The 19074-nt window shown below is 70.0% G+C and carries 13 protein-coding genes; 9 read left to right on the forward strand and 4 right to left on the reverse strand.

The features are described from left to right. Positions 1-41 precede the first annotated feature (41 nt). Entirely contained in the window at positions 42-1046 is a 1005-nt protein-coding gene (locus STRBO_RS0111650; RefSeq protein ID WP_005482108.1) for a LacI family DNA-binding transcriptional regulator, read from the reverse strand. A gap of 243 nt (positions 1047-1289) precedes the next feature. On the opposite strand from STRBO_RS0111650, the gene STRBO_RS0111655 reads away from it, so the two are divergent. Next, positions 1290-2441 carry a Gfo/Idh/MocA family protein gene (locus STRBO_RS0111655; protein ID WP_005482109.1) on the forward strand — a complete coding sequence of 384 codons (1152 nt, stop codon included), beginning with the start codon at positions 1290-1292 and terminating at the stop codon, positions 2439-2441. 60 nt (positions 2442-2501) lie between these two features. Here the strand turns inward: STRBO_RS0111655 and STRBO_RS0111660 are convergent, their stop codons facing one another. The 3 genes from STRBO_RS0111660 to STRBO_RS0111670 form a co-directional block, all read right to left on the reverse strand. Continuing rightward, positions 2502-3272, reverse strand: a complete 771-nt coding sequence (locus STRBO_RS0111660; protein WP_005482110.1) for a GntR family transcriptional regulator — start codon at positions 3270-3272, stop codon at positions 2502-2504. Between the two features lie 219 nt (positions 3273-3491). Then, on the reverse strand, positions 3492-5369 hold the full coding sequence (iolD, locus tag STRBO_RS0111665) for a 3D-(3,5/4)-trihydroxycyclohexane-1,2-dione acylhydrolase (decyclizing) (RefSeq protein ID WP_005482112.1): 1878 nt from the start codon (positions 5367-5369) through the stop codon (positions 3492-3494). A gap of 48 nt (positions 5370-5417) precedes the next feature. Then, positions 5418-6242, reverse strand: a complete 825-nt coding sequence (locus STRBO_RS0111670) for a Cgl0159 family (beta/alpha)8-fold protein (RefSeq protein WP_005482113.1) — start codon at positions 6240-6242, stop codon at positions 5418-5420. A 654-nt stretch (positions 6243-6896) separates the two neighbouring features. Here STRBO_RS0111670 and STRBO_RS0111680 point away from each other — a divergent pair. The 8 genes from STRBO_RS0111680 to fxsT all read left to right on the forward strand — a co-directional run bounded on the left by STRBO_RS0111680 (position 6897) and on the right by fxsT (position 19042). Then, positions 6897-7916 (forward strand): sugar ABC transporter substrate-binding protein, encoded by a 1020-nt coding sequence (locus tag STRBO_RS0111680; protein ID WP_020114229.1) that lies wholly within the window; start codon positions 6897-6899, stop codon positions 7914-7916. 5 nt (positions 7917-7921) lie between these two features. Next, positions 7922-8998 (forward strand): ABC transporter permease, encoded by a 1077-nt coding sequence (locus STRBO_RS0111685; RefSeq protein WP_005482115.1) that lies wholly within the window; start codon positions 7922-7924, stop codon positions 8996-8998. Positions 8999-9006: 8 nt separating this feature from the next. Continuing rightward, on the forward strand, positions 9007-9906 hold the full coding sequence (locus tag STRBO_RS0111690) for an ATP-binding cassette domain-containing protein (protein ID WP_020114230.1): 900 nt from the start codon (positions 9007-9009) through the stop codon (positions 9904-9906). Positions 9907-10247: 341 nt separating this feature from the next. Then, positions 10248-10403: an FxSxx-COOH cyclophane-containing RiPP peptide gene (gene fxsA / locus STRBO_RS41030; protein WP_005482117.1), complete on the forward strand. Its 156-nt coding sequence runs from the start codon at positions 10248-10250 to the stop codon at positions 10401-10403. Between the two features lie 33 nt (positions 10404-10436). Next, on the forward strand, positions 10437-12899 hold the full coding sequence (locus tag STRBO_RS45385; protein ID WP_005482118.1) for an FxsB family cyclophane-forming radical SAM/SPASM peptide maturase: 2463 nt from the start codon (positions 10437-10439) through the stop codon (positions 12897-12899). Positions 12900-13069: 170 nt separating this feature from the next. After that, entirely contained in the window at positions 13070-13720 is a 651-nt protein-coding gene (locus STRBO_RS0111705) for a TIR-like protein FxsC (protein WP_028796603.1), read from the forward strand. Between the two features lie 4 nt (positions 13721-13724). Next, a complete protein-coding gene (fsxC, locus tag STRBO_RS0111710) occupies positions 13725-15065 on the forward strand; it encodes an FxsC protein (protein WP_005482120.1) in 1341 nt (446 codons plus the stop codon). Next, positions 15062-19042, forward strand: a complete 3981-nt coding sequence (gene fxsT / locus STRBO_RS0111715; RefSeq protein WP_005482121.1) for an FxSxx-COOH system tetratricopeptide repeat protein — start codon at positions 15062-15064, stop codon at positions 19040-19042. The genes fsxC and fxsT overlap by 4 nt, the downstream gene beginning before the upstream one ends. Positions 19043-19074: the final 32 nt, after the last annotated feature.

Raw genomic sequence — 19074 nt, forward strand, 5'->3', positions numbered from 1 at the left:
CGGCGCGGCCCCGGGCGAACGGGAGACCGGCGGCCGACGCCTCAGTGGCCGGCCGGCGGGCCCGTGGTGCCGCGGACCTCCAGCGTCGGCGTGGTCAGGACGACCTTGCCGACGCGCGTCGGGTCGGCGATACGGTCGAGGAGGCACTGGGCGGCGGCCCGGCCGACGTCGTGGCTGGCGTTGTCCACGGTGGTGAGCCAGAGGTGGCGCAGGCGGGCGACGTAGGTGTTGTCGTAGCCCACGAGGGAGAGGTCGCGCGGCACCTTCAGGCCCATCTCCTCGGCGGCGGAGAGGGCGCCCACGCAGGCCATGTCGTTGAACGCCACGATGGCGGTGGGGCGTTCACGGGCGCCGAGCAGCCGGACCGTGGCGCGGTAGCCGCCCTCCTCCGTCAGGTCGCCCCGCTCGACGGACGCCAGGTCGCCCAGCCCGTGCTCGCCCATCACCGTCTCGAAACTGCGGCGGCGCAGCGCGCCGACGACGCCGTCCCCGGCGATGTGCGCGATACGCCGGTGCCCGAGGCCGAGGAGGTGCTCGGTGGCGAGGCGGGCGCCCAGCTGGTCGTCGCCCGCGACGACGTCCACATGGGGGAGCGTGGGCTCCCGGGCGCCCGCCACCACGGTCGGGATGAGCCCGGCCGCCGCGCGCAGGGCCTCGGACGGCGGCAGGGTGCCGACCGCTATCAGCCCGTCGACCCGCAGCTCCGTGAAGGTGCGGGTGAGGTCCTCGCCGAGCCGCCGGTTGAGATGGCCGTCGGCCAGCAGCATCCGCAGGCCGTTGTCGTGCAGCCGGGAGTTGAGGCCGTCCAGCAGCTCCACGAACCAGGGGTTGCGCATGTCGTTGAGAAGGACGCCGACCGTGCGGGTGCGGCGCTCGCTCAGGCTGCGCGCGGCGGCGTTCGGCCGGTAGCCCAACTGGTCCACGGCCGTCAGGACGGCCTCCCGCTTCTCGGGGCGCACCTGGTCGGAGCCGCGCAGCACCAGGGAGACCAGTGACTTCGACACGCCGGCCCGCTCGGCGACGTCGCGGATGGTCGGGGGTCTCATGGCGTGGACCGTTCCATAGCGGCGGCGCGCTTGTCAAAGGGCTTGACAGCCAGGAAGACGGGCCCGCATGGTGAGCGGCGTACGTTCTGGAACGGTCCAAAGCGCCGGTCCAGAGCGCCGGTCCAAAGCGCGGTCGACCACGCTCGCCGCGTACCGAACAAGCCCATGGCACGACCCCTCGCTCGGTCCCCAGGTCGCGGTGACGATGCGAGCGGGTCCGGGCAGGGTCGAGGAAGGGCAGTCATGGTGAGTGCGCTCGGTGTCGCCGTCGTGGGGTTCGGCTGGATGGGACGGGTGCACACCCAGGCGTACGCCCGCGTGACCCATCACTTTCCGCAGCTGTCCCTGCGGCCCGAGCTGGTCACCGTCGTCGAGGAGGTACCCGGCCGCGCCGAGGAGGCCGCCCGGCAGTTCGGGTTCGCCTCGACCGCCCGGGACTGGCGCGAGGTGGCCGCCGACCCCCGCATTCGGGCGGTCAGCATCACCGCGCCGAACTTCCTGCACCGCGAGATCGGTGTCGCCATGGCCGAGGCCGGCAAGCACATCTGGATCGAGAAGCCGGTCGGGCTCACCGCCGCCGACGCCCGCGCCGTCGCCGACGCGGCCGCCCGGGCCGGTGTCCAGGGGACCGTGGGCTTCAACTACCGCAACGCGCCCGCCGTCTCCACCGCCCGGGAGCTGATCGCCGCCGGCCGGATCGGCACCGTCACGCACGTGCGCATCCGTCTGTTCAGCGACTACGCCGCCCACCCCGAGGGCGCCCTGACCTGGCGCTACGAGCGGGAACGCGGCGGCAGCGGCGTCCTCGGCGACCTCGCCTCGCACGGCGTGGACCTGGCCCGTCACCTGCTCGGCGACATCACCTCCCTCACCGCCGACACCGCGATCTTCGTCCCCGAACGGGCCCGGCCCACCGGCGCCACCGCCGGCCACACCCGGGCCTCGGGGGGCGAACTCGGCCCCGTGGAGAACGAGGACTACGTCAGCTGCCTCCTCCGCTTCGCCTCCGGCGCCCGGGGCGTCCTGGAGGCCTGCCGGGTCTTCGTCGGCGAACAGAACAACTACGGCTTCGAGATCCACGGCACCGAGGGCGCCCTCTTCTGGGATTTCCGCCGCATGGGGGAGCTGGGCGTCAGCAGGGGTGAGGCCTACCAGGACCAGTCCGTGCACACCCTCTTCGTCGGCCCCGGCCACGGCGCGTACGGCGCCTTCCAGCCGGGCTCCGCCAACGCCATGGGCTACGACGACCTCAAGGTCGTGGAGGCGTACAACTTCCTGCGCTCGATCGCCGAGGACACCCCGCACGGCACCACCCTCGCCGACGCCGTGCACAGCGCCACCGCGCTGGACGCGATGAGCCGCTCGGCCGAGTCGGGGGCGTGGGTGAACCTCTGAACCGGGGGCGAGCGGAGTTCTTGGACCGTTCCCGGTACTTGAACTCCCTTGCCCTGGCGGTCAGTTGCGGACGAGGAGCTGGAAGTCGAAGGAGTAGCGCGAGGCCCGGTAGATGTGGGTGCCGTACTCCACCGCGCGGCCGGTGTCGTCGTACGCCGTGCGCCGCATGGTGAGCAGCGCGGCGCCCTCCGGCTCGCCGAGGCGTCCGGCCTCCTCGGAAGTGGCGGTACGGGCGCCGACGCTCTGATGGGCGCTGTGCAGGGTGATGCCGGCGTTGCGCATCATCCGGTACAGGCCCGTCGACTCCAGATGCTCGGTGGCGAGGTCCAGCAGCCCGCCCGGCACGAAGTTGGCCAGGTACGCCACCGGCTGGCCGTGGGTCAGGCGCAGCCGCTCGAAGAGGTGCACCTCGGCCCCCTCGGCGATGCCCAGGGCGGCCGCGACCTCGGCGGAGGCCTGCCGGACCTCGCTCAGCAGCACCCTGGTCGTGGGCTGCTGACCGGCCGCCTCCAGGTCGTCGTACAGGCTGCTCAGCTCCAGCGGCCGTTTCACCTGGCTGTGCACCACCTGCGTACCGACACCCCGGCGGCGTACGAGCAGGCCCTTGTCGACGAGCGACTGGATGGCCTGCCGCACGGTCGGGCGGGACAGGCCGAGCCGGCCCGCGAGCTCGATCTCGTTTCCCAGCAGGCTGCCGGGGGCGAGGGCGCCGTGCTCGATCGCCGACTCCAGCTGCCGGGCCAGCTGGTAGTACAGCGGCACCGGGCTGCTCCGGTCGACGCTGAGGCCGAGACTCCCTGTACTCCCCGTGGTCGCGCTGGTCACGCCCATGAGAGTAGCCGTCCGTCCGGATGACAGGAACCCCTGTCATCGCATTGTCCTGACATGGGCGGGGCAGTGGCGGGGAGGCCGGCTCGGGGATCGGCCGGGAAGCCTGCCCGGGGATCGGCCCGGAGACCGGTGCGGGACCGGTCGCGAGTCCGACCGGAAGCGGGGGCCACCGAAGGGCACCGGTGCGCGGGCCCCTCGGTGGCCTTCGGCGGTGCCCCGTCAGAGATGGCGCCGCCGGCCGGCCGCCTCGCGGTCGTACGCCGCGCGTGCCTCGATGGCCGCCGGGCGGGAGGCCGTCTGCGCGACCGGCACGTCCCACCAGGCCTCCGCCGGGGGAGCGGTGGGCGCCGGGTCGGTCTCGACGTACACACAGGTGGGCCGGTCCGAGGCACGCGCCGTCGCGAGCGCCTCGCGCAGCTCCCGCACGGTCTTGGCGCGGATGACGTCCATGCCGAGGCTGGCCGCGTTCGCCGCCAGGTCCACCGGGAGCGGGGCTCCGGAGAAGGTGCCGTCGGCGGCGCGGTAGCGGTAGGCGGTGCCGAAGCGCTCGCCGCCCACCGACTCCGACAGGCCGCCGATGGAGGCGTACCCGTGGTTCTGGATGAGGACCAGATTGACCGGCAGGCCCTCCTGGACGGCCGTCACGATCTCCGTCGGCATCATCAGATACGTGCCGTCCCCGACCAGCGACCAGACGACCGTGCCGGGCGCCGCCTGCTGGACACCGATCCCGGCGGGGATCTCGTAGCCCATGCAGGAGTAGCCGTACTCCAGGTGGTACTGGCGGGGGCTGCGGGCCCGCCACAGCTTGTGCAGGTCGCCGGGGAGCGAGCCGGCCGCGTTGATGATCACGTCCTCGTCGCCGACGACCGAGTCCAGGGCGCCGAGCACCTGGGTCTGGGTGGGAGCGGCGTGCTCGTCGGCCGGGGTGTAGGCGGCCTCCACGACCCGCTCCCAGCGCTCCTTGCCGGTCCGGTACTCCGCCTCGTACGCCTCGCTCACCCGGTGGCCCTCCAGCGCCTCGGTGAGCGCGGTGAGACCGGCCCGCGCGTCGCAGACGACCGTCCGGGCCGACAGCTTGTGGGCGTCGAACGCGACGATGTTGAGATTGACGAAGCGGACGTCCGGGGTCTGGAAGAGGGTGTTCGAGGCGGTGGTGAAGTCGGTGTAGCGGGTGCCGACGCCGATGACCAGGTCGGCGGTGCGGGCGATGTCGTCGCAGACGGCCGTGCCGGTGTGCCCGATGCCGCCGAGGTCGGCCGGGTGGTCGAACCGCAGGGACCCCTTGCCCGCCTGGGTGGACGCGACCGGGATGCCCGTGGCGTCGACGAGCGCCTTCAGCGCCCCCTCGGCCTCGCTGTGGTGGACGCCGCCGCCCACGACGATCAGCGGCCGCCGCGCGGCGCGGACGGTCCGTGCGGCCTCCGCCAGTTCCACCGGGTCGGCCGCGGGACGCCGTACGCGCCACACGCGCTCGGCGAAGAACTCCTCCGGCCAGTCGTACGCCTCCGCCTGGACGTCCTGCGGCAGGGCGAGGGTGACGGCGCCGGTGTCGGCCGGGTCGGCGAGGACCCGCATGGCGTTGAGGGCGGCCGGGATCAGGGCCTCGGGGCGGGTGACGCGGTCGAAGAAGCGGGAGACCGGGCGCAGCGTGTCGTTGACCGAGACGTCGGCCTCGGTGGGGTGCTCCAGCTGCTGGAGCAGCGGGTCGGCGGTGCGGGTCGCGAAGTAGTCGCCGGGCAGGAGCAGCACGGGGAGGCGGTTGATGGTGGCGAGGGCGGCGCCGGTGACCAGGTTGGTGGCGCCGGGGCCGATGGAGGTGGTGACCGCCTGCGCGGAGAGCCGGTTCAGCTGGCGGGCGTGACCCACGGCGGCGTGCACCATGGACTGCTCGTTACGGCCCTGGTGGAACGGCATCGCCTCCTCACCGGCCTCCAGCAGCGCCTGGCCGAGCCCCGCGACATTGCCGTGGCCGAAGATGCCCCAGGTCCCGGCGATCAGCCGGTGGCGCTCCCCGTCGCGCTCGGTGTACTGCGCGCACAGGAACCGCACCAGCGCCTGGGCGACGGTCAGACGGCGGGTGGGGGACTGGGACATCGGGACCTCACGGGTTGGGGTGGTGGTGGGTTGGTGTGCGGGGCGGGCTCAGAGCAGCCCGACCGCGGTGTCGACCGCTCTCTCCACGCCGCCCTCGGCCGGGTAGAGCAGGGAGCGGCCCGCGACCAGGCCCTGCACGGTGGGCAGGCGCAGGGCCTTGCGCCACTTCTCGTAGACGCCCTCCTGATCCCTGCCCACTTCGCCGCCGAGCAGCACGGCCGGCAGGGTGGACGTCTCCAGGACCTCGCCCATGGCGTCGGGGTCGTCGGTGACGGGCAGCTTGAGCCAGGTGTACGCGGAGGTGCCGCCGAGCCCGGCCGCGATGGCGATGGAACGGGTGACGGCGTCGGCGCCCAGGTCGTTGCGCACCCTGCCGTCGACGCGGCGGGAGAAAAAGGGCTCGACGAACAGCGGCAGTCGGCGGGCCGCCATCTCGTCGACCGCGCGGGCCGTGGAGTACAGCGTCCGCAGGGACCCGGGGTCGTCGTGGTCGATCCGCAGCAGCAGCTTGCCCGCGTCGAAGCGCAGCCGCGCTAGGTCCCGCGGTCGGTGGCCGGTGAAGCGGTCGTCCATCTCGAACGAGGAGCCGGCGAGCCCGCCGCGGTTCAGGGAGCCCATGACGACCTTCCCCTCCAGCGCGCCCAGCAGGAGCAGGTCCTCGCAGAGGCGTTCGAGGAGGTCGGCGCGGTCGGCCATGGCGAGCGGGCGGTCCCCGACGCGGAGGGCTCCGCGGGCGGGGTGGTCGGCGGCGACGATCATCAGACGGCCGGTGTCGCCGACGAGGGGACGCCGGGTGCGGCGCGCCGCCGCCTCGGCGATGGCCTCGGGGTGCAGGGCGCGCACGCGCACGAGGTCGGGGATGCGGACGGCCAAGTGGGGCTCCTGTCGTTCGGCGGGTGCGGGTGCGGGAGGTGCGGATGAGGTGCGGGTGCGTGGGGGCCGGTCGCGGTTGTCGCCCCCCGAAACGCAGGGGTTGCGCCGCCGGACGCTCGTCAGGCTGCCCGCGTCAGGCCGCCGCCCGCATCAGCGTGCCGCCGGCATCGGGCCGCCCGGGGGGCGGGAGCCCCGGAGGCACTGCCGAGGAACCCGCCGACGGCTCGACGCGCGCGAGAGGGACGCCGGTCTGCAACGGATGGAGATCGATTGCGACACGGCTTGTCGTGAGCGGATCGAAGGATTCGGCGGACTCCGCCATGCGCGTCGCTCCTCAAGGCGGGGATGCGGGCCACCGGAGGTCCGCGGCGCGCGGGGATGCGCGCACTCGGGTCCGGATGTATCCCAGGTGTAGGACCCGAAGCGGCCCCCTGTCAAGACTTTGTACTGACATCCTGACTTGCTCGTGAAATAATGTCTTAACAAAGTCTTGACAGGGGGGTCCGCCAGGGGTTTGTATCCCGTCCCAACGAATCAGCGCAGTCGGCCTACCGGCACAATGATCCGGACTTTCGAAGTCCGGGCCCGCGCGGGCGCTCCGCCCGACGCTGTCCCGATCCCTTTCCCCCTGTCGCACAGTGAGGTGCAGGAAAGATGGACCGCACGTTGTACTCCCGCTCACGCAGAGTGGCTCCCTTCTTCGCCATGGCCGCAGCCTCCGCGCTGCTGATAGCCGGCTGCTCCAGCGGCTCCGGCGGGAAGGAGTCCGAGGAGGGCGGGGCGGACGCCTCCGCGGGCAAGGCGAACACGCCCCGGATGAAGGTCGCGCTGGTCACCCACCAGGCCCCCGGTGACACCTTCTGGGACATCGTCCGCAAGGGCGCCCAGGCGGCGGCCGACAAGGACAACATCGAGCTCATCTACTCGGCGGACCCGAACGCCGGCAACCAGGCCAACCTGGTGCAGAACGCGATCGACCAGAAGGTCGACGGCATCGCCATCACCCTCGCCAAGCCCGACGCGATGAAGGACGTCGTGGCCAAGGCGACGAAGGCGGGAATCCCGGTCGTCGGCCTCAACTCCGGTCTGAGCGACTGGCAGAGCCTCGGTCTGATGTCCTTCTTCGGGCAGGACGAGAGCGTGGCGGGCGAGGCGTTCGGCAAGCGGCTGAACGAGGTCGGCGCGAAGAAGGCCGTCTGTGTCGTCCAGGAGCAGGGCAACGTCGGCCTGGAGCAGCGCTGCGCGGGCGTGAAGAAGACCTTCGAGGGCGACACCGAGACCCTCAACGTCACGGGCACCGACATGCCGTCCGTGAAGTCGACCATCACGGCCAAGCTCAAGCAGGACACCGCCATCGACTACGTGGTCGCCCTCGGTGCCCCCTACGCCCTGACCGCGGTCCAGTCGGTCGGGGACGCGGGCAGCAAGGCGAAGGTCGCCACCTTCGACCTGAACAAGGACCTGACGGACGCCATCAAGAGCGGTGACATCCAGTTCGCGGTGGACCAGCAGCCGTATCTGCAGGGCTACCTGGCCGTGGACTCGATGTGGCTCTACAAGAACAACGGCAACTACAGCGGCGGTGGCGAGGAAGCGGTGCTGACCGGCCCCGCGTTCGTCGACAAGAAGAACGTCGACACGATCGCCGAGTTCGCCGCGAAGGGCACCCGGTGATCTGAATGACCCAAGCAACGGCTCCGGCGGCGAGTTCCTCGCCGCCGGCTCCGCCGGCCGGCACGCAGAAGGACGGGCGCACCGCGCAGCGCTCGCTCGGACGGCGGCTGCTGGCCCGCCCGGAGGTCGGCGCTCTGATCGCCGCGATCGGGGTGTACGTCTTCTTCTTCTCGGTGGCCCCGTCCTTCCGGGAGGCCAGTTCGCTGGCGACCGTGCTCTACCAGGCCTCCGTCATGGGCATCATGGCGATTCCGGTGGCCCTGCTGATGATCGGCGGCGAGTTCGACCTGTCCGCCGGCGTCGCGGTCACCACCTCCGCCCTCACCGCCGGCATCCTCAGCTTCCAGCTGACGGTGAACGTGTGGACCGGCGTGATCGTCGCACTGATCGTGTCGCTTGCGGTGGGGGCGTTCAACGGCTGGCTGCTGATCAGGACCGGGCTGCCCAGCTTCCTCGTCACGCTCGGGTCGTTCCTGATCCTCCAGGGCTCGAACCTGGCGGTGACCAAGATCTTCACCGAGAACGTGGCGTCCGACTCGATCAGCGACATGGACGGCTTCGACCAGGCCAAGAGCGTCTTCGCCTCGGAGGTGTCGATCGGCGGCGTCGACGTCAAGGTCACGGTCTTCTACTGGCTGGCGTTCGCGGCGATCGCGACCTGGCTGCTGCTGCGTACCAAGTTCGGCAACTGGATCTTCGCGGTCGGCGGGAACAAGGACAGTGCGCGGGCCGTCGGCGTGCCCGTGAACTTCACCAAGGTCGCCCTCTTCATGGGGGTCGGCGCGGGCGCCTGGTTCGTGGGCATGCACCTGCTGTTCTCGTTCAACACGGTGCAGTCCGGCGAGGGCGTGGGCAACGAGTTCCTGTACATCATCGCCGCGGTGATCGGCGGCTGTCTGCTGACCGGCGGCTACGGCTCGGCCGTCGGCCCGGTGATCGGTGCCTTCATCTTCGGCATGGTCTCCCAGGGCATCGTCTACGCCAACTGGAACCCGGACTGGTTCAAGGCCTTCCTCGGCGTGATGCTCCTGATCGCCGCCCTCGTCAATCTGTGGGTCCGCAGCCAGGCCACCCGGAGGTGAACCACCCCATGACCACCAGCAACGAAACCACCACCCCCGCGACCTCGGGCGCGGGCGAGGCCCCCGTGGTCGAGCTGCGGAACACCGGCAAGGCCTACGGCAACGTCCGCGCCCTGCACGGTGTGAACCTGACTGTCCACCCCGGCCGTGTCACCTGCGTCCTGGGCGACAACGGCGCCGGCAAGTCCACGCTGATCAAGATCATCTCGGGCCTGCACCAGCACACCGAGGGCGAGGTCCTCGTCGACGGCGAGCCGGTGCGCTTCACCACCCCCCGCGAGGCACTGGACAAGGGCATCGCCACCGTCTACCAGGATCTGGCGACCGTCCCGCTGATGCCGGTCTGGCGCAACTTCTTCCTCGGCTCGGAGTTCACCAAGGGCCCCTGGCCCGTCCGGCGTCTGGACATCGCCCGGATGAAGGAGACCGCGGACACCGAACTGCGCAACATGGGCATCGTCCTGGACGACCTGGACCAGCCCATCGGTACCCTCTCCGGCGGTCAGCGCCAGTGCGTGGCCATCGCCCGCGCCGTCTACTTCGGTGCCCGCGTCCTCATCCTCGACGAGCCCACCGCCGCCCTCGGCGTCAAGCAGTCGGGTGTGGTGCTGAAGTACATCGCCGCCGCCCGCGACCGCGGCCTCGGCGTCATCTTCATCACCCACAACCCCCACCACGCCTACATGGTCGGCGACCACTTCAGCGTCCTGCGCCTCGGCACCCTCGAACTGAGCGCCGCCCGCGACCAGGTCACCCTGGACGAACTCACCAACCACATGGCCGGTGGTACCGAACTCGCCGCCCTCAAGCACGAACTCGCCCAGGTGCGCGGCGTCGACGTCGAAGAACTCCCCGAAGCGGAGGACCTCACGGCACCCGTGGGCACCTCGAAGGACGGGGCCGCGTAGCACCCGGCGGCCGCTCCTCGCGAGCGGTCCCGCCGCCGGCACGGCCGGGTCGTCAGGACGGCTCTCCGGTTCGACGGCCCCTTGGACCGAAGGGGCGTCCGGGAGAGGCATCCTGACGACCGCGGCCGTTCGCGCCCACGGTGTGCGGCGCACGGCGAAAACCCTTGCCGCTCACCGGGGTTCACCAGCCCCGGACCCGCGTCGTGGCACCGCCTCCGAGGCGGTGGCGACGTCTTCCGTCTGCCCGATTCACGACTTGGCTGGCGATCGCCTTGCTGTTCGGTTACCGGGCCGTCACCATGAGGTGTGCCGCCCGGAGCCGTACGCTCGAGGAGACGCCTATGGACAGGTACGAGCAGCCCTTCGCCACGAGCGTCGTCAGGGACTTGCACGACACCTCACTGGACGAGGTACCGGAGTCCGCTCAGGAGTCGGCCATGGCAAGGATGCTCGCAGGTGGCGGAGAGCCGGTGGCCGCATTCCAGTCCTCGCTCTGACCGGTCCGGCCGGAACGACGGGGAACCGTACCGGTGACGGTGGCGGCGCGGCCCTTCCGCCAGTTCGTGATCAAGGTGCACAGCCGGTGCGATCTGGCCTGTGACCACTGCTACGTCTACCAGCACGCCGACCAGAGCTGGCGCGGGCGTCCGGGGACGATGTCCGAGGAGACGTTCCGTCGTACGGCCGAGCGGATCGCCGAGCACGCCGCCGCGCACCGGCTCACCCGCGTCCATGTCGTCCTGCACGGCGGCGAACCCCTCCTCGCCGGGCGGGAACGGCTGCGCGGCTACGCCCGTGAACTGCGCTCGGCCCTCGATGGTGTGGCCGCGCTCGACCTGCGGATGCAGACCAACGGACTCCGGCTGGACGACGCGTTCTGCGCGATGCTCGTCGAGGAGTCCATCGTCACCAGCGTCTCGCTCGACGGGGACGAGGTGTCGAACGACCGCCACCGGATCAGACGGGACGGCTCGGGCTCCTACCGGGACGTGGTGCGCGCGGTGCGCCTGCTGGGCGCGCCGGCCCACCGGGGCGCCTTCGGCGGACTCCTCTGCACGATCGACGTCGAGAACGACCCCGTGGAGGTGTACCGGGCACTGGCCGAACTCGCCCCGCCCGCCGTCGACTTCCTGCTGCCGCACGCCACCTGGGAGTACCCGCCGCCCCGGCCCGGCGGTGAGGCCGGCTCCGAGTACGCCCACTGGCTGATCGCCGTGCACAAGCAGTGGACCGCCGACGGCATGCCGATGCGGATCCGCATGTTCGAGTCGATCAGCCGGCTGAGCCGCGGCAGGGGCAGCCTCACCGAGGCGCTGGGGCTGGGCAGTTCGGACCTGCTCGTGGTGGAGACCGACGGCGCCATCGAGCAGGCGGACTGGTTGAAGACGGCCTATCCGGGAGCCCCCGGGACCGGCATGCACATCGACACCCACCGCCTGGAGGAGGCCGCCGCCCACCGGGGCATCCAGGCCCGCCGCGCCGGACTGGACGGACTGAGCGCGCAGTGCCGCGCCTGTCCCGTCGTGTCGGTCTGTGGCGGGGGCCTCTACGGACATCGTCACCGCAGGTCCAACGGCTTCGACAACCCCTCCGTCTACTGCGCGGACCTGCTGAGGATCATCGAGTACGTCCAGACGACCGAACGCGACGACGCCGACGTCCGGCACGGCTGGCACGGCCTGTCCTGGGGGCACTTCGACGAACTGGCCGCCGGGCACGGCAGCACGGCCGCCGTCCGGTCGCTGGCCGCGGCCCAGAACAGCCAGCGGCGCGCGCTGCTGGCGGCAGCCCGCCGCGCGGACACCCAGGGGCCGGGCACCCCGGCGCCGGGTGCGGGTGCGGGTGCCGGTGCGGGTGTGGGCTCGGGCTCGGGCTCGGATGCGAGGTACGGCCCGGTGACCGGCGGCTCGGCGGACTCGGCCCCCGGCTGGGACGCGGTCCTCGCCCTGCCCGCCGCCGCGCTGGACGTGCTGCTCGCCGACCCCTATCTGCGCGTGTGGGCGCTCGCCTGCGGCCAGTCGGTGCGACGGCGGGCCGAGGGCCACCCGGCCGAGGCCGCGCTGTCGGCCGTCGCGCGCACCGGCGGCCGGCTGACCCTGGCCGTACCACTGCGGCACGGCCCCGAGGGCCCCGCGGTCCATCTGCCCGGCATCGGGCGGCTGTTGCTGCGGGGTGACAGCCGTGACCGGCCGTCCCGGACGCTGACGGTGACGGCGGCCGACACCGCCCTCACCGTCGAAGGACGCACCCTGGGCCGGGAGCGGCCACCCGACGGCATGATCTGGCAGCCGCTGCGCCGTCTGTCCTCGGACGGGCTGGACGTGGCCCTGGACGACCTGGACCCCTCCCGTGACTGCTACGGCTACGAGCCCCGGCCCCGGCTCCCCGAGGCCGAATTCCGACGGTGGGAGGCGATGTTCGAGGAGGCCTGGCAGCTGATCCGGACCGAGTACGCCGACTACGCGCAGGCCATCGCCGTCGGCCTGAGCACGGTCACCCCGCTCACCCCCGCACCGTCCGGCGACGACGTCAGCGCCACCTCCCGGCACGCCTTCGGAGCCGTGGGCATCGCCCTGCCCCGCACGGCCGAGGACCTGGCCATGCTGCTCGTCCACGAGTACCAGCACGTCAAACTGGGCGCGATGCTCGACATGTTCGACCTGCTCGACGGCGTCGACGAACGCCGCTACCGAGTGCTGTGGCGCCCCGACCCCCGGCCGCTCGACGCCATCCTCCAGGGCGCGTACGCCCACCACGCCGTCGCCGACGTGTGGCGGATCCGGGTCCGGCGCGGTGCGGCCGGTGTCGGCGCCACCCTGTACGAACGCTCCCGGGCGGAGGCCGACAAGTGGCGTACGGCCGTGCTGGACGCCCTCGACACCGTGGCCGGAACCGGCTCCCTGACGGCCCTCGGGCACCGCTTCGTACGCGGGTTGCGGGGCGAGGCGGAAACACTGGGCGGAGTGGCCGAAACCGGCCCAGCCGCGGTCTAATGTCGGATCAACTCCCATTCGTCGTAACGGTGTCCGATACAACTTGAGTCGGTAGACCACTGGCACCCACGGCGGTTTTCGCGTTCCAATGGATCCTGGAGAAGATCCAGCTGTGATGCTCGGGACCGGGAGACCCGAGGTGGGCGACGGGGGAGGGGAAAGGCGAGTCCATGATTCATCCGGCTTCTCGCACGAATCAGTCGGCGGATTCCTCCGATCCGTATGTGTTCTTCATGAGCTATGCGCGCACGCCACTGGCGGGGGCGCGAGTCAGGAAGGACGCGTCGGACACGGCGCTGGAACAGTTTTATGTCCAGTTATGTAGCGACATCTTGCAGTTGACCGATCACGACGGCCGGGAATTTCCCGGTTTTCTCGACAAGAGAATGGAACCCGGCGACTACTGGGAAAGCAGACTCAAGCACGCCCTGGCCACCTGCCGGGTCTTCGTGCCGATCTACAACAGCCGGTACTTCAGAAGAGAATGGTGCGGCAAGGAATGGGACGCCTTCGCACGGCGTCAGCGCCTCCGAACCGGGCCGTACACGGGCAACGCGATCATCCCCGTCCTCTGGGTGGGGGAGCAACATCTGACGCTGCCGCCAGTGGCCGCCGAAGTGCAGTACGCCCACCCGGATCTGGGTAAGGACTACGTACAGTCAGGTCTCTACGGGCTGAAGCAGGCGGGGCGTCACGCCAAGTACCGCAGCTCCGTGTGGTCGCTCGCCCAGATGATCGTCAAAGTGGCACAGCAAACCAGCCTTGAACCGTGCGACGTGGAGCTGTTCAGTGACCTCCGGAACGTCTTCGAGGGGGAATAGCGGGATGCCGATGTTCTTCATGAGCTATGCGCGGGTTCCTGCTCCCCGGCACCGGGACATCTCGCAGGACCCCAACCGCCTGGTTTTCCAGTTCTTCGACCAACTGTGCGGAAAAGTGGCGCTGCACGCGAGAGTGTCGCGGGAGGAGGCCGGTTTCGTCGAGCTCCCCGGGGCGCCGGGCGAAAAGTCGATCAAGGCGCTCCTCGGCTGCCAGGTCTTCGTCCCGCTCTACTCGAAGCGGTACTTCAGCAATCCGCAGTGCGGGCGCCAATGGACCGCCGTGACGCAAGTAGGCGCTCAGGGTACCCGACCGGGCATTCTCCCGGTGCTGTGGACGCCGTATCCACCCACGTCGTTGCCGAAGAAGGTCAAGGAGCAGTACCCGGAGGTGCCCGAAGGCATCGGTGAGGCCGCCGAGAGCTATGCCTCCATGGGACTGCACCGGCTGCTCGACCAGTTGTCGGAGCTGACCGAACGGCCGGACCCGGAGGATGAGCACGCGGCGGGCCGGGTCGTCGCCCAGGTCGCTCAGGTGACCGACTGGCTCGCCCGGCGCATCGTCGACCAGGCGGCGACCGTACCGAGGCAGTCGCGGACGTCCTCCGGCGGAGGACCGGCGACGCAACCGGCGACGTTGGCCGGATTCGACGACGCCTTCGCCGACCCGCCCTTCGTCTCCCCGCTGCACATCACCGTGCTCGCCCCGACCGAGGAGCAGCTACCGGTCGGCCGGGACAACACGCGCTACGGGCCACGGGTCCAGGACTGGCGGCCCTACGGCCAGACGGTGGGACCCCTGGTCGCGCAGATGGAGGCGCTGGCCCGCAATCTGGGCTTCGAGCCCACCGTGCTGCCCTTCCACAAACATCAGGCGGAGCTGAGGAGCGCGGAGATCCCTACGGCGCCCTGGGTCCTGGTGGTGGATCCCTGGGCCCTGGAGAATCCGCACATGGCCAGCCAGGCGCGGGAGTTCGACGCAGCCAGGCGGCCGTGGACGGCGGTGCTCAGCACCCTGGCGGGGGACGACGTGCAGACCAAGGAACAGTCCGACCGGCTGCGCGGGCTGCTGCTGACACACTTTCCCCGTTTCCTCAGCGAGGGCCGTGCGGGAGAGCAGGAAGCGGTCCGGGGGCTGACCGGGGTGGATGTCTTCACCCGCTGGTTCAGCGAGCTGGCCGAGGCAACCAAGATCCGCTACTTGCGGTACATTCATTCGCAATTATCCCGGAGTGCCACCGGTGCCCGGGACGTTCGGGAATCCGGTGCGGACCTGCCCCGTCGGCCCGACACCGACGGGGACGACGGGGCACCTAGCGGCGGACGTCGCACGGAGGACAGGCCATGACCGGCGAGGACGCGCGCAGAATCATCACGTTCTACTCGTACAAGGGCGGTACGGGAAGGACGATGGCGCTCGCCAACACGGCGTGGATTTTGGCCTCCGCAGGCAACCGTGTCCTGGTGGTGGATTGGGACCTCGACGCTCCGGGTCTGGACCGCTTCCTGCACCCCTTCCTCAGCGAGAAGCAGTTGCGCGAGACGCCGGGAGTGCTTGAACTGGTCAGTCGGTCGACCCAGTTCGTGCTCTCGGCGCAGGGCCTGGGCGATCCCACCCATCGGATCGAGCCGATCCCCGAGTATGCGGGCGCGGCCGAGCTGGGGGTGTCCGACGGAATCACCCTCAACAGATGCCTCATCCAGGTCGACTGGGATTTCCCCCAGGGCGGTCAGCTCTACTACCTCCCCGCCGGCACGAAGAACAAGGGTTACCTGGCGGCGTTCTCGCAGTTCGACTGGAAGGAGTTCATGGAGGGACCGCTGGCCACCCGGTTCCTCGAGGGGCTCAAGCGCGAGTTCAGCGAGAACTTCGACTACGTACTCATCGACAGCCGTACGGGACTCAACGACATCTCCGACATCTGTACCGTCAGTCTGCCGCAGGCCGTGGTTACCTGCTTCACCCCCAGTAGCCAGAGCATCGAGGGCGCCGCCGGTGTCGCCGAGCGCATCGACGGGATGTTGTACCGCAACCGGGACATCCGGATCCTGCCCATCCCCATGCGAGTGGAGAATGCCGAGGCCGACCGGCTGGATGCGGCACGGGGCCAGATCCAGTACCGCTTCGACCGGATCGTGCGCAAGCACATCCCCGAACGGGACCCCGAGGACTACTGGCGCAGTGTCGAGATCCCGTACGTGCCCATCTACTCGTACGAGGAGACGCTCGCCCCGTTCCGTGAGCAGCCCGGGGACCCGAAGAGCCTGCTGTCGGCCTACGAGCGACTCGCCGACGTCATCACGGACGGTCAGGTCGTTTCGATGCCGCGCATCGACGAGCCGCTGCGTCGCAAGACCCTGGAGCTGTACACCCGCCATCGGCCGCCCAGTATCTCCGATGTGTATGTCAGTTTCGTTCCTCAGGACAGGAGTTGGGCCAATTGGGCGAGCGCGGTCCTGGGACAGGCCGGTTTCAAGGTCCACCTGGCGCAGGAGGGCACGGTCGAGGGCGCGCTGGTGCGGGACGAGATCGAGCGCGGTGTCGAGTCGGCCTCGCACACTTTGATCATCTTCTCTCAGGACTACCAGGGGTCGTCCCGGTTCCGTACGACCTGGGAAGCGGTCTGGGCCGAGAGCGACCGACGCACGCATCAACTGGTCTCCATGAAGGTCGACAAGGTCCTTCTGGAGGCGCCCTTCACGGAGCAGCTCGCCGACATGACGCGCTGCGGAAGCCATGAGGAGGGGCGCGACAAGCTGTTGGCGTGGTTCGGGCGAAGCGGGGAGTCCCTGACGCACAGCCACTTCACAGGCGCCGAGGTCAAACTCCCCCGCTTCCCGAAAACCGAGCCTGCTGTCTTCCAGGTCCCGCTGCGCACGTCGTCCTTCACGGGCCGCACGGAACTGTTGGAGAGCATCCGGGAGAAGCTGTGGCAGGAGGACACCCGAGCGCTCGTCCTCAAGGGCATGGGAGGTGTCGGGAAGACCCTGCTGGCCCAGGAGTTCGCCTACCGCTACAAGAGCGACTACGACGTCGTTTATCACATCCAGGCCGAGGAGGACTACCGGGGCCTTGAGACGTACGCGAACCTGGCCGCGAAACTCGATCTGCAGGAGCGGCCCAATCCGACCGACACGGCCAAGGCTGTCCATGAGACGCTCAACGACGGTGACCGGTACGACAGTTACCTGCTGATTCTGGACAACGTCCCGGAGCCCGGCAACCTCCTCGAATTCCTGATGGACGGCAGGCGCGGCCACATCCTGGTCACCAGTCAGCTCGCCGAGGGCTGGGGGCGCTTCGTGGACACGATCGACGTACCCGTCTTCGAACGGAACGAGAGCATCACCCACCTGCGCACACGGCTGCCCGACTGCGGCCGGACGGAGGCATACCAGATCGCGGAGGCGCTGGGCGACCTGCCGATCGCGATCGAGCGTGCTGCGGCGTACATCGAACAGACCAGGGCCGACGTCCACGGCTACATCCAACAGCTCCAGCCCCATGCCGCCGGCGCTCCGGCCGACAACACCGTCGGGGACGTCAAGCACACCTGGGAGTTCGCTCTGGGGCAACTGAGATCGAACTTTCCGGCGGCGATGCGGCTGCTCCAGATCTGTTCGTACTACGGTCCTGAGCCGATCTCGATGGATCTGCTGGAGGGCTTCGAGGTCTCCCGGGCACTCGGCGACGTCCGCACGGTCTCCCGCGCGTACAAGGAGCTGAGCAAGTTCTCCCTAGTCACGGTGGACCGTAAGGCCCGGAGTATCACGGTGCACCGCATGATGCAGGTCGCGATGCGGGGGATGATGAGCGAGGAGGAGCGCGAGGCGGCACAAGCGGTGGTCTATCGCTCGCTGGTCGCCGCCCGGCCCGGTGGGGACGACCCCGAGAACCCCAACACCTGGGAGAGGTACCGCATCATCTGGCCGCACCTCGCGACGCCGTGGGCCAAGACCACCGCTGACGAGGGCATCAGGGAACTGTTCGTCGACCGGGTTCGCCAGCTGCGCCGCCGGGGAGAGCTGAACCAGGCCATGAAGTACAGCGCTCAGCGGGTGGTCGACTGGTCCAAGGACGGCTCCCGGGACGAACGCTGGACGCTCCACATGCGCTTCCAGATCGCCAACGTCATGCGCGCCCAGGGCAGATACGAGGAGTCCCTCGCCCTGGACCAGGAGGTTCTGGAGCGGCAACGCGCGGTTCTGGAAGACGAGGACGACCAGCACATCCTCATGACCACCAGCAGCATCGCTGCCGACCTGCGTGGGCTGGGACGGCTGTCGGAGGCTCTGCGCTACGACGAGGAGACGTACGAGAAGTACGGGGAGATCTACGGGGAGGACCATGCGCGGACCCTCAGCGCGGCCAACAATCTCGCTGTGGCCCTGCGTCTGTCCGGTGAGTATCACAAGGCCCGTGACCTCGACCGGAGGACACTGGAACTGCGGGAGGCGATTCAGCTCGAGGACCACCCCCTGACCATCGAGTCGGCGGTGAACCTGGGTCGGGACTTGCGTGACTGCGGTGACTACGAAGAGTCCGTCACGCTGCTTCAGCGCGCCTATGAGCGGTGTCTGCGCAATCCCCGCCTCACCCAGGGCTCGCCGACTGTGTTGAACACGGTCAAGGGCCTGGCCGGTTCCCTGCGCAGGGCGGGCCGCGCGGCGGAGGCCGAGGAGCTGGTGCGCCATGTGCTGCGGAGCACTCCCACACCCGACGGAGAGAAGTCGTCCTCCGAACAGTTGGTGCTGGAGATGAGCCTCGCCGGTGATATCGCCGCCCAAGGCCGCGTCGACGAGGGACTGAAGCTGATCCGCAAGGTTCACGACGACCTGCGTGAGACGCTGGGGGAAATGCACTCCCAGACGGTGGCCTGCTCGGTCAACCACGCGGTGCTGCTGCTGCACGACAGTGGAGCCGTAGCGCCGGAAGTGGCCGCCGAGGCAGAGGACTTGCTGCGCAAGGCCGAGCGGAGGTTCACCGAGCTCAACGGCGAGCACCACCCGCATGTACTCATCTGCCGGACGAACCTTGCCGTCGCGCAGGCGGCGCTCGCCGAGTGGGAGGCCGCCCGTGGAACCAGCCTCGAGGCCTATGAGCTACTCAAGGGGGGCCTTGAGCCCAACCATCCTTCGACGCTGACCTGCGCGGGGAACCATGCCGTCGTACTGAGCCGTTTGGGCCGCGCCGACGAGGCGCGCACCAAGCACCATGACGCTCTGTCCGCCCTCACCAAGCGGATCGGCAGGGAGCACCCTCGTGTGCTGGCGCTCAAGGAGTGGAAGCTGAGCTGTCTCGACGTGGAACCGCACCCGATCTAGAAGGGGCGAGCAGGGCGGTGCGGCCGGTGCCG

Source organism: Streptomyces bottropensis ATCC 25435 (assembly GCF_000383595.1).
Classification (GTDB): domain Bacteria; phylum Actinomycetota; class Actinomycetes; order Streptomycetales; family Streptomycetaceae; genus Streptomyces; species Streptomyces bottropensis.

Bases quoted from the DNA above. Each gene is read 5' to 3' on its own strand.
- STRBO_RS0111705 (WP_028796603.1), top strand. From the start codon at position 13,070: ATGATTCATCCGGCTTCTCGCACGAATCAGTCGGCGGATTCCTCCGAT.
- STRBO_RS0111655 (WP_005482109.1), top strand. From the start codon at position 1,290: ATGGTGAGTGCGCTCGGTGTCGCCGTCGTGGGGTTCGGCTGGATGGGA.
- STRBO_RS0111660 (WP_005482110.1), bottom strand. From the start codon at position 3,272: ATGGGCGTGACCAGCGCGACCACGGGGAGTACAGGGAGTCTCGGCCTC.
- iolD (WP_005482112.1), bottom strand. From the start codon at position 5,369: ATGTCCCAGTCCCCCACCCGCCGTCTGACCGTCGCCCAGGCGCTGGTG.
- STRBO_RS0111680 (WP_020114229.1), top strand. From the start codon at position 6,897: ATGGACCGCACGTTGTACTCCCGCTCACGCAGAGTGGCTCCCTTCTTC.
- fsxC (WP_005482120.1), top strand. From the start codon at position 13,725: ATGCCGATGTTCTTCATGAGCTATGCGCGGGTTCCTGCTCCCCGGCAC.
- fxsA (WP_005482117.1), top strand. From the start codon at position 10,248: ATGGACAGGTACGAGCAGCCCTTCGCCACGAGCGTCGTCAGGGACTTG.
- STRBO_RS0111685 (WP_005482115.1), top strand. From the start codon at position 7,922: ATGACCCAAGCAACGGCTCCGGCGGCGAGTTCCTCGCCGCCGGCTCCG.
- STRBO_RS0111690 (WP_020114230.1), top strand. From the start codon at position 9,007: ATGACCACCAGCAACGAAACCACCACCCCCGCGACCTCGGGCGCGGGC.
- fxsT (WP_005482121.1), top strand. From the start codon at position 15,062: ATGACCGGCGAGGACGCGCGCAGAATCATCACGTTCTACTCGTACAAG.
- STRBO_RS0111650 (WP_005482108.1), bottom strand. From the start codon at position 1,046: ATGAGACCCCCGACCATCCGCGACGTCGCCGAGCGGGCCGGCGTGTCG.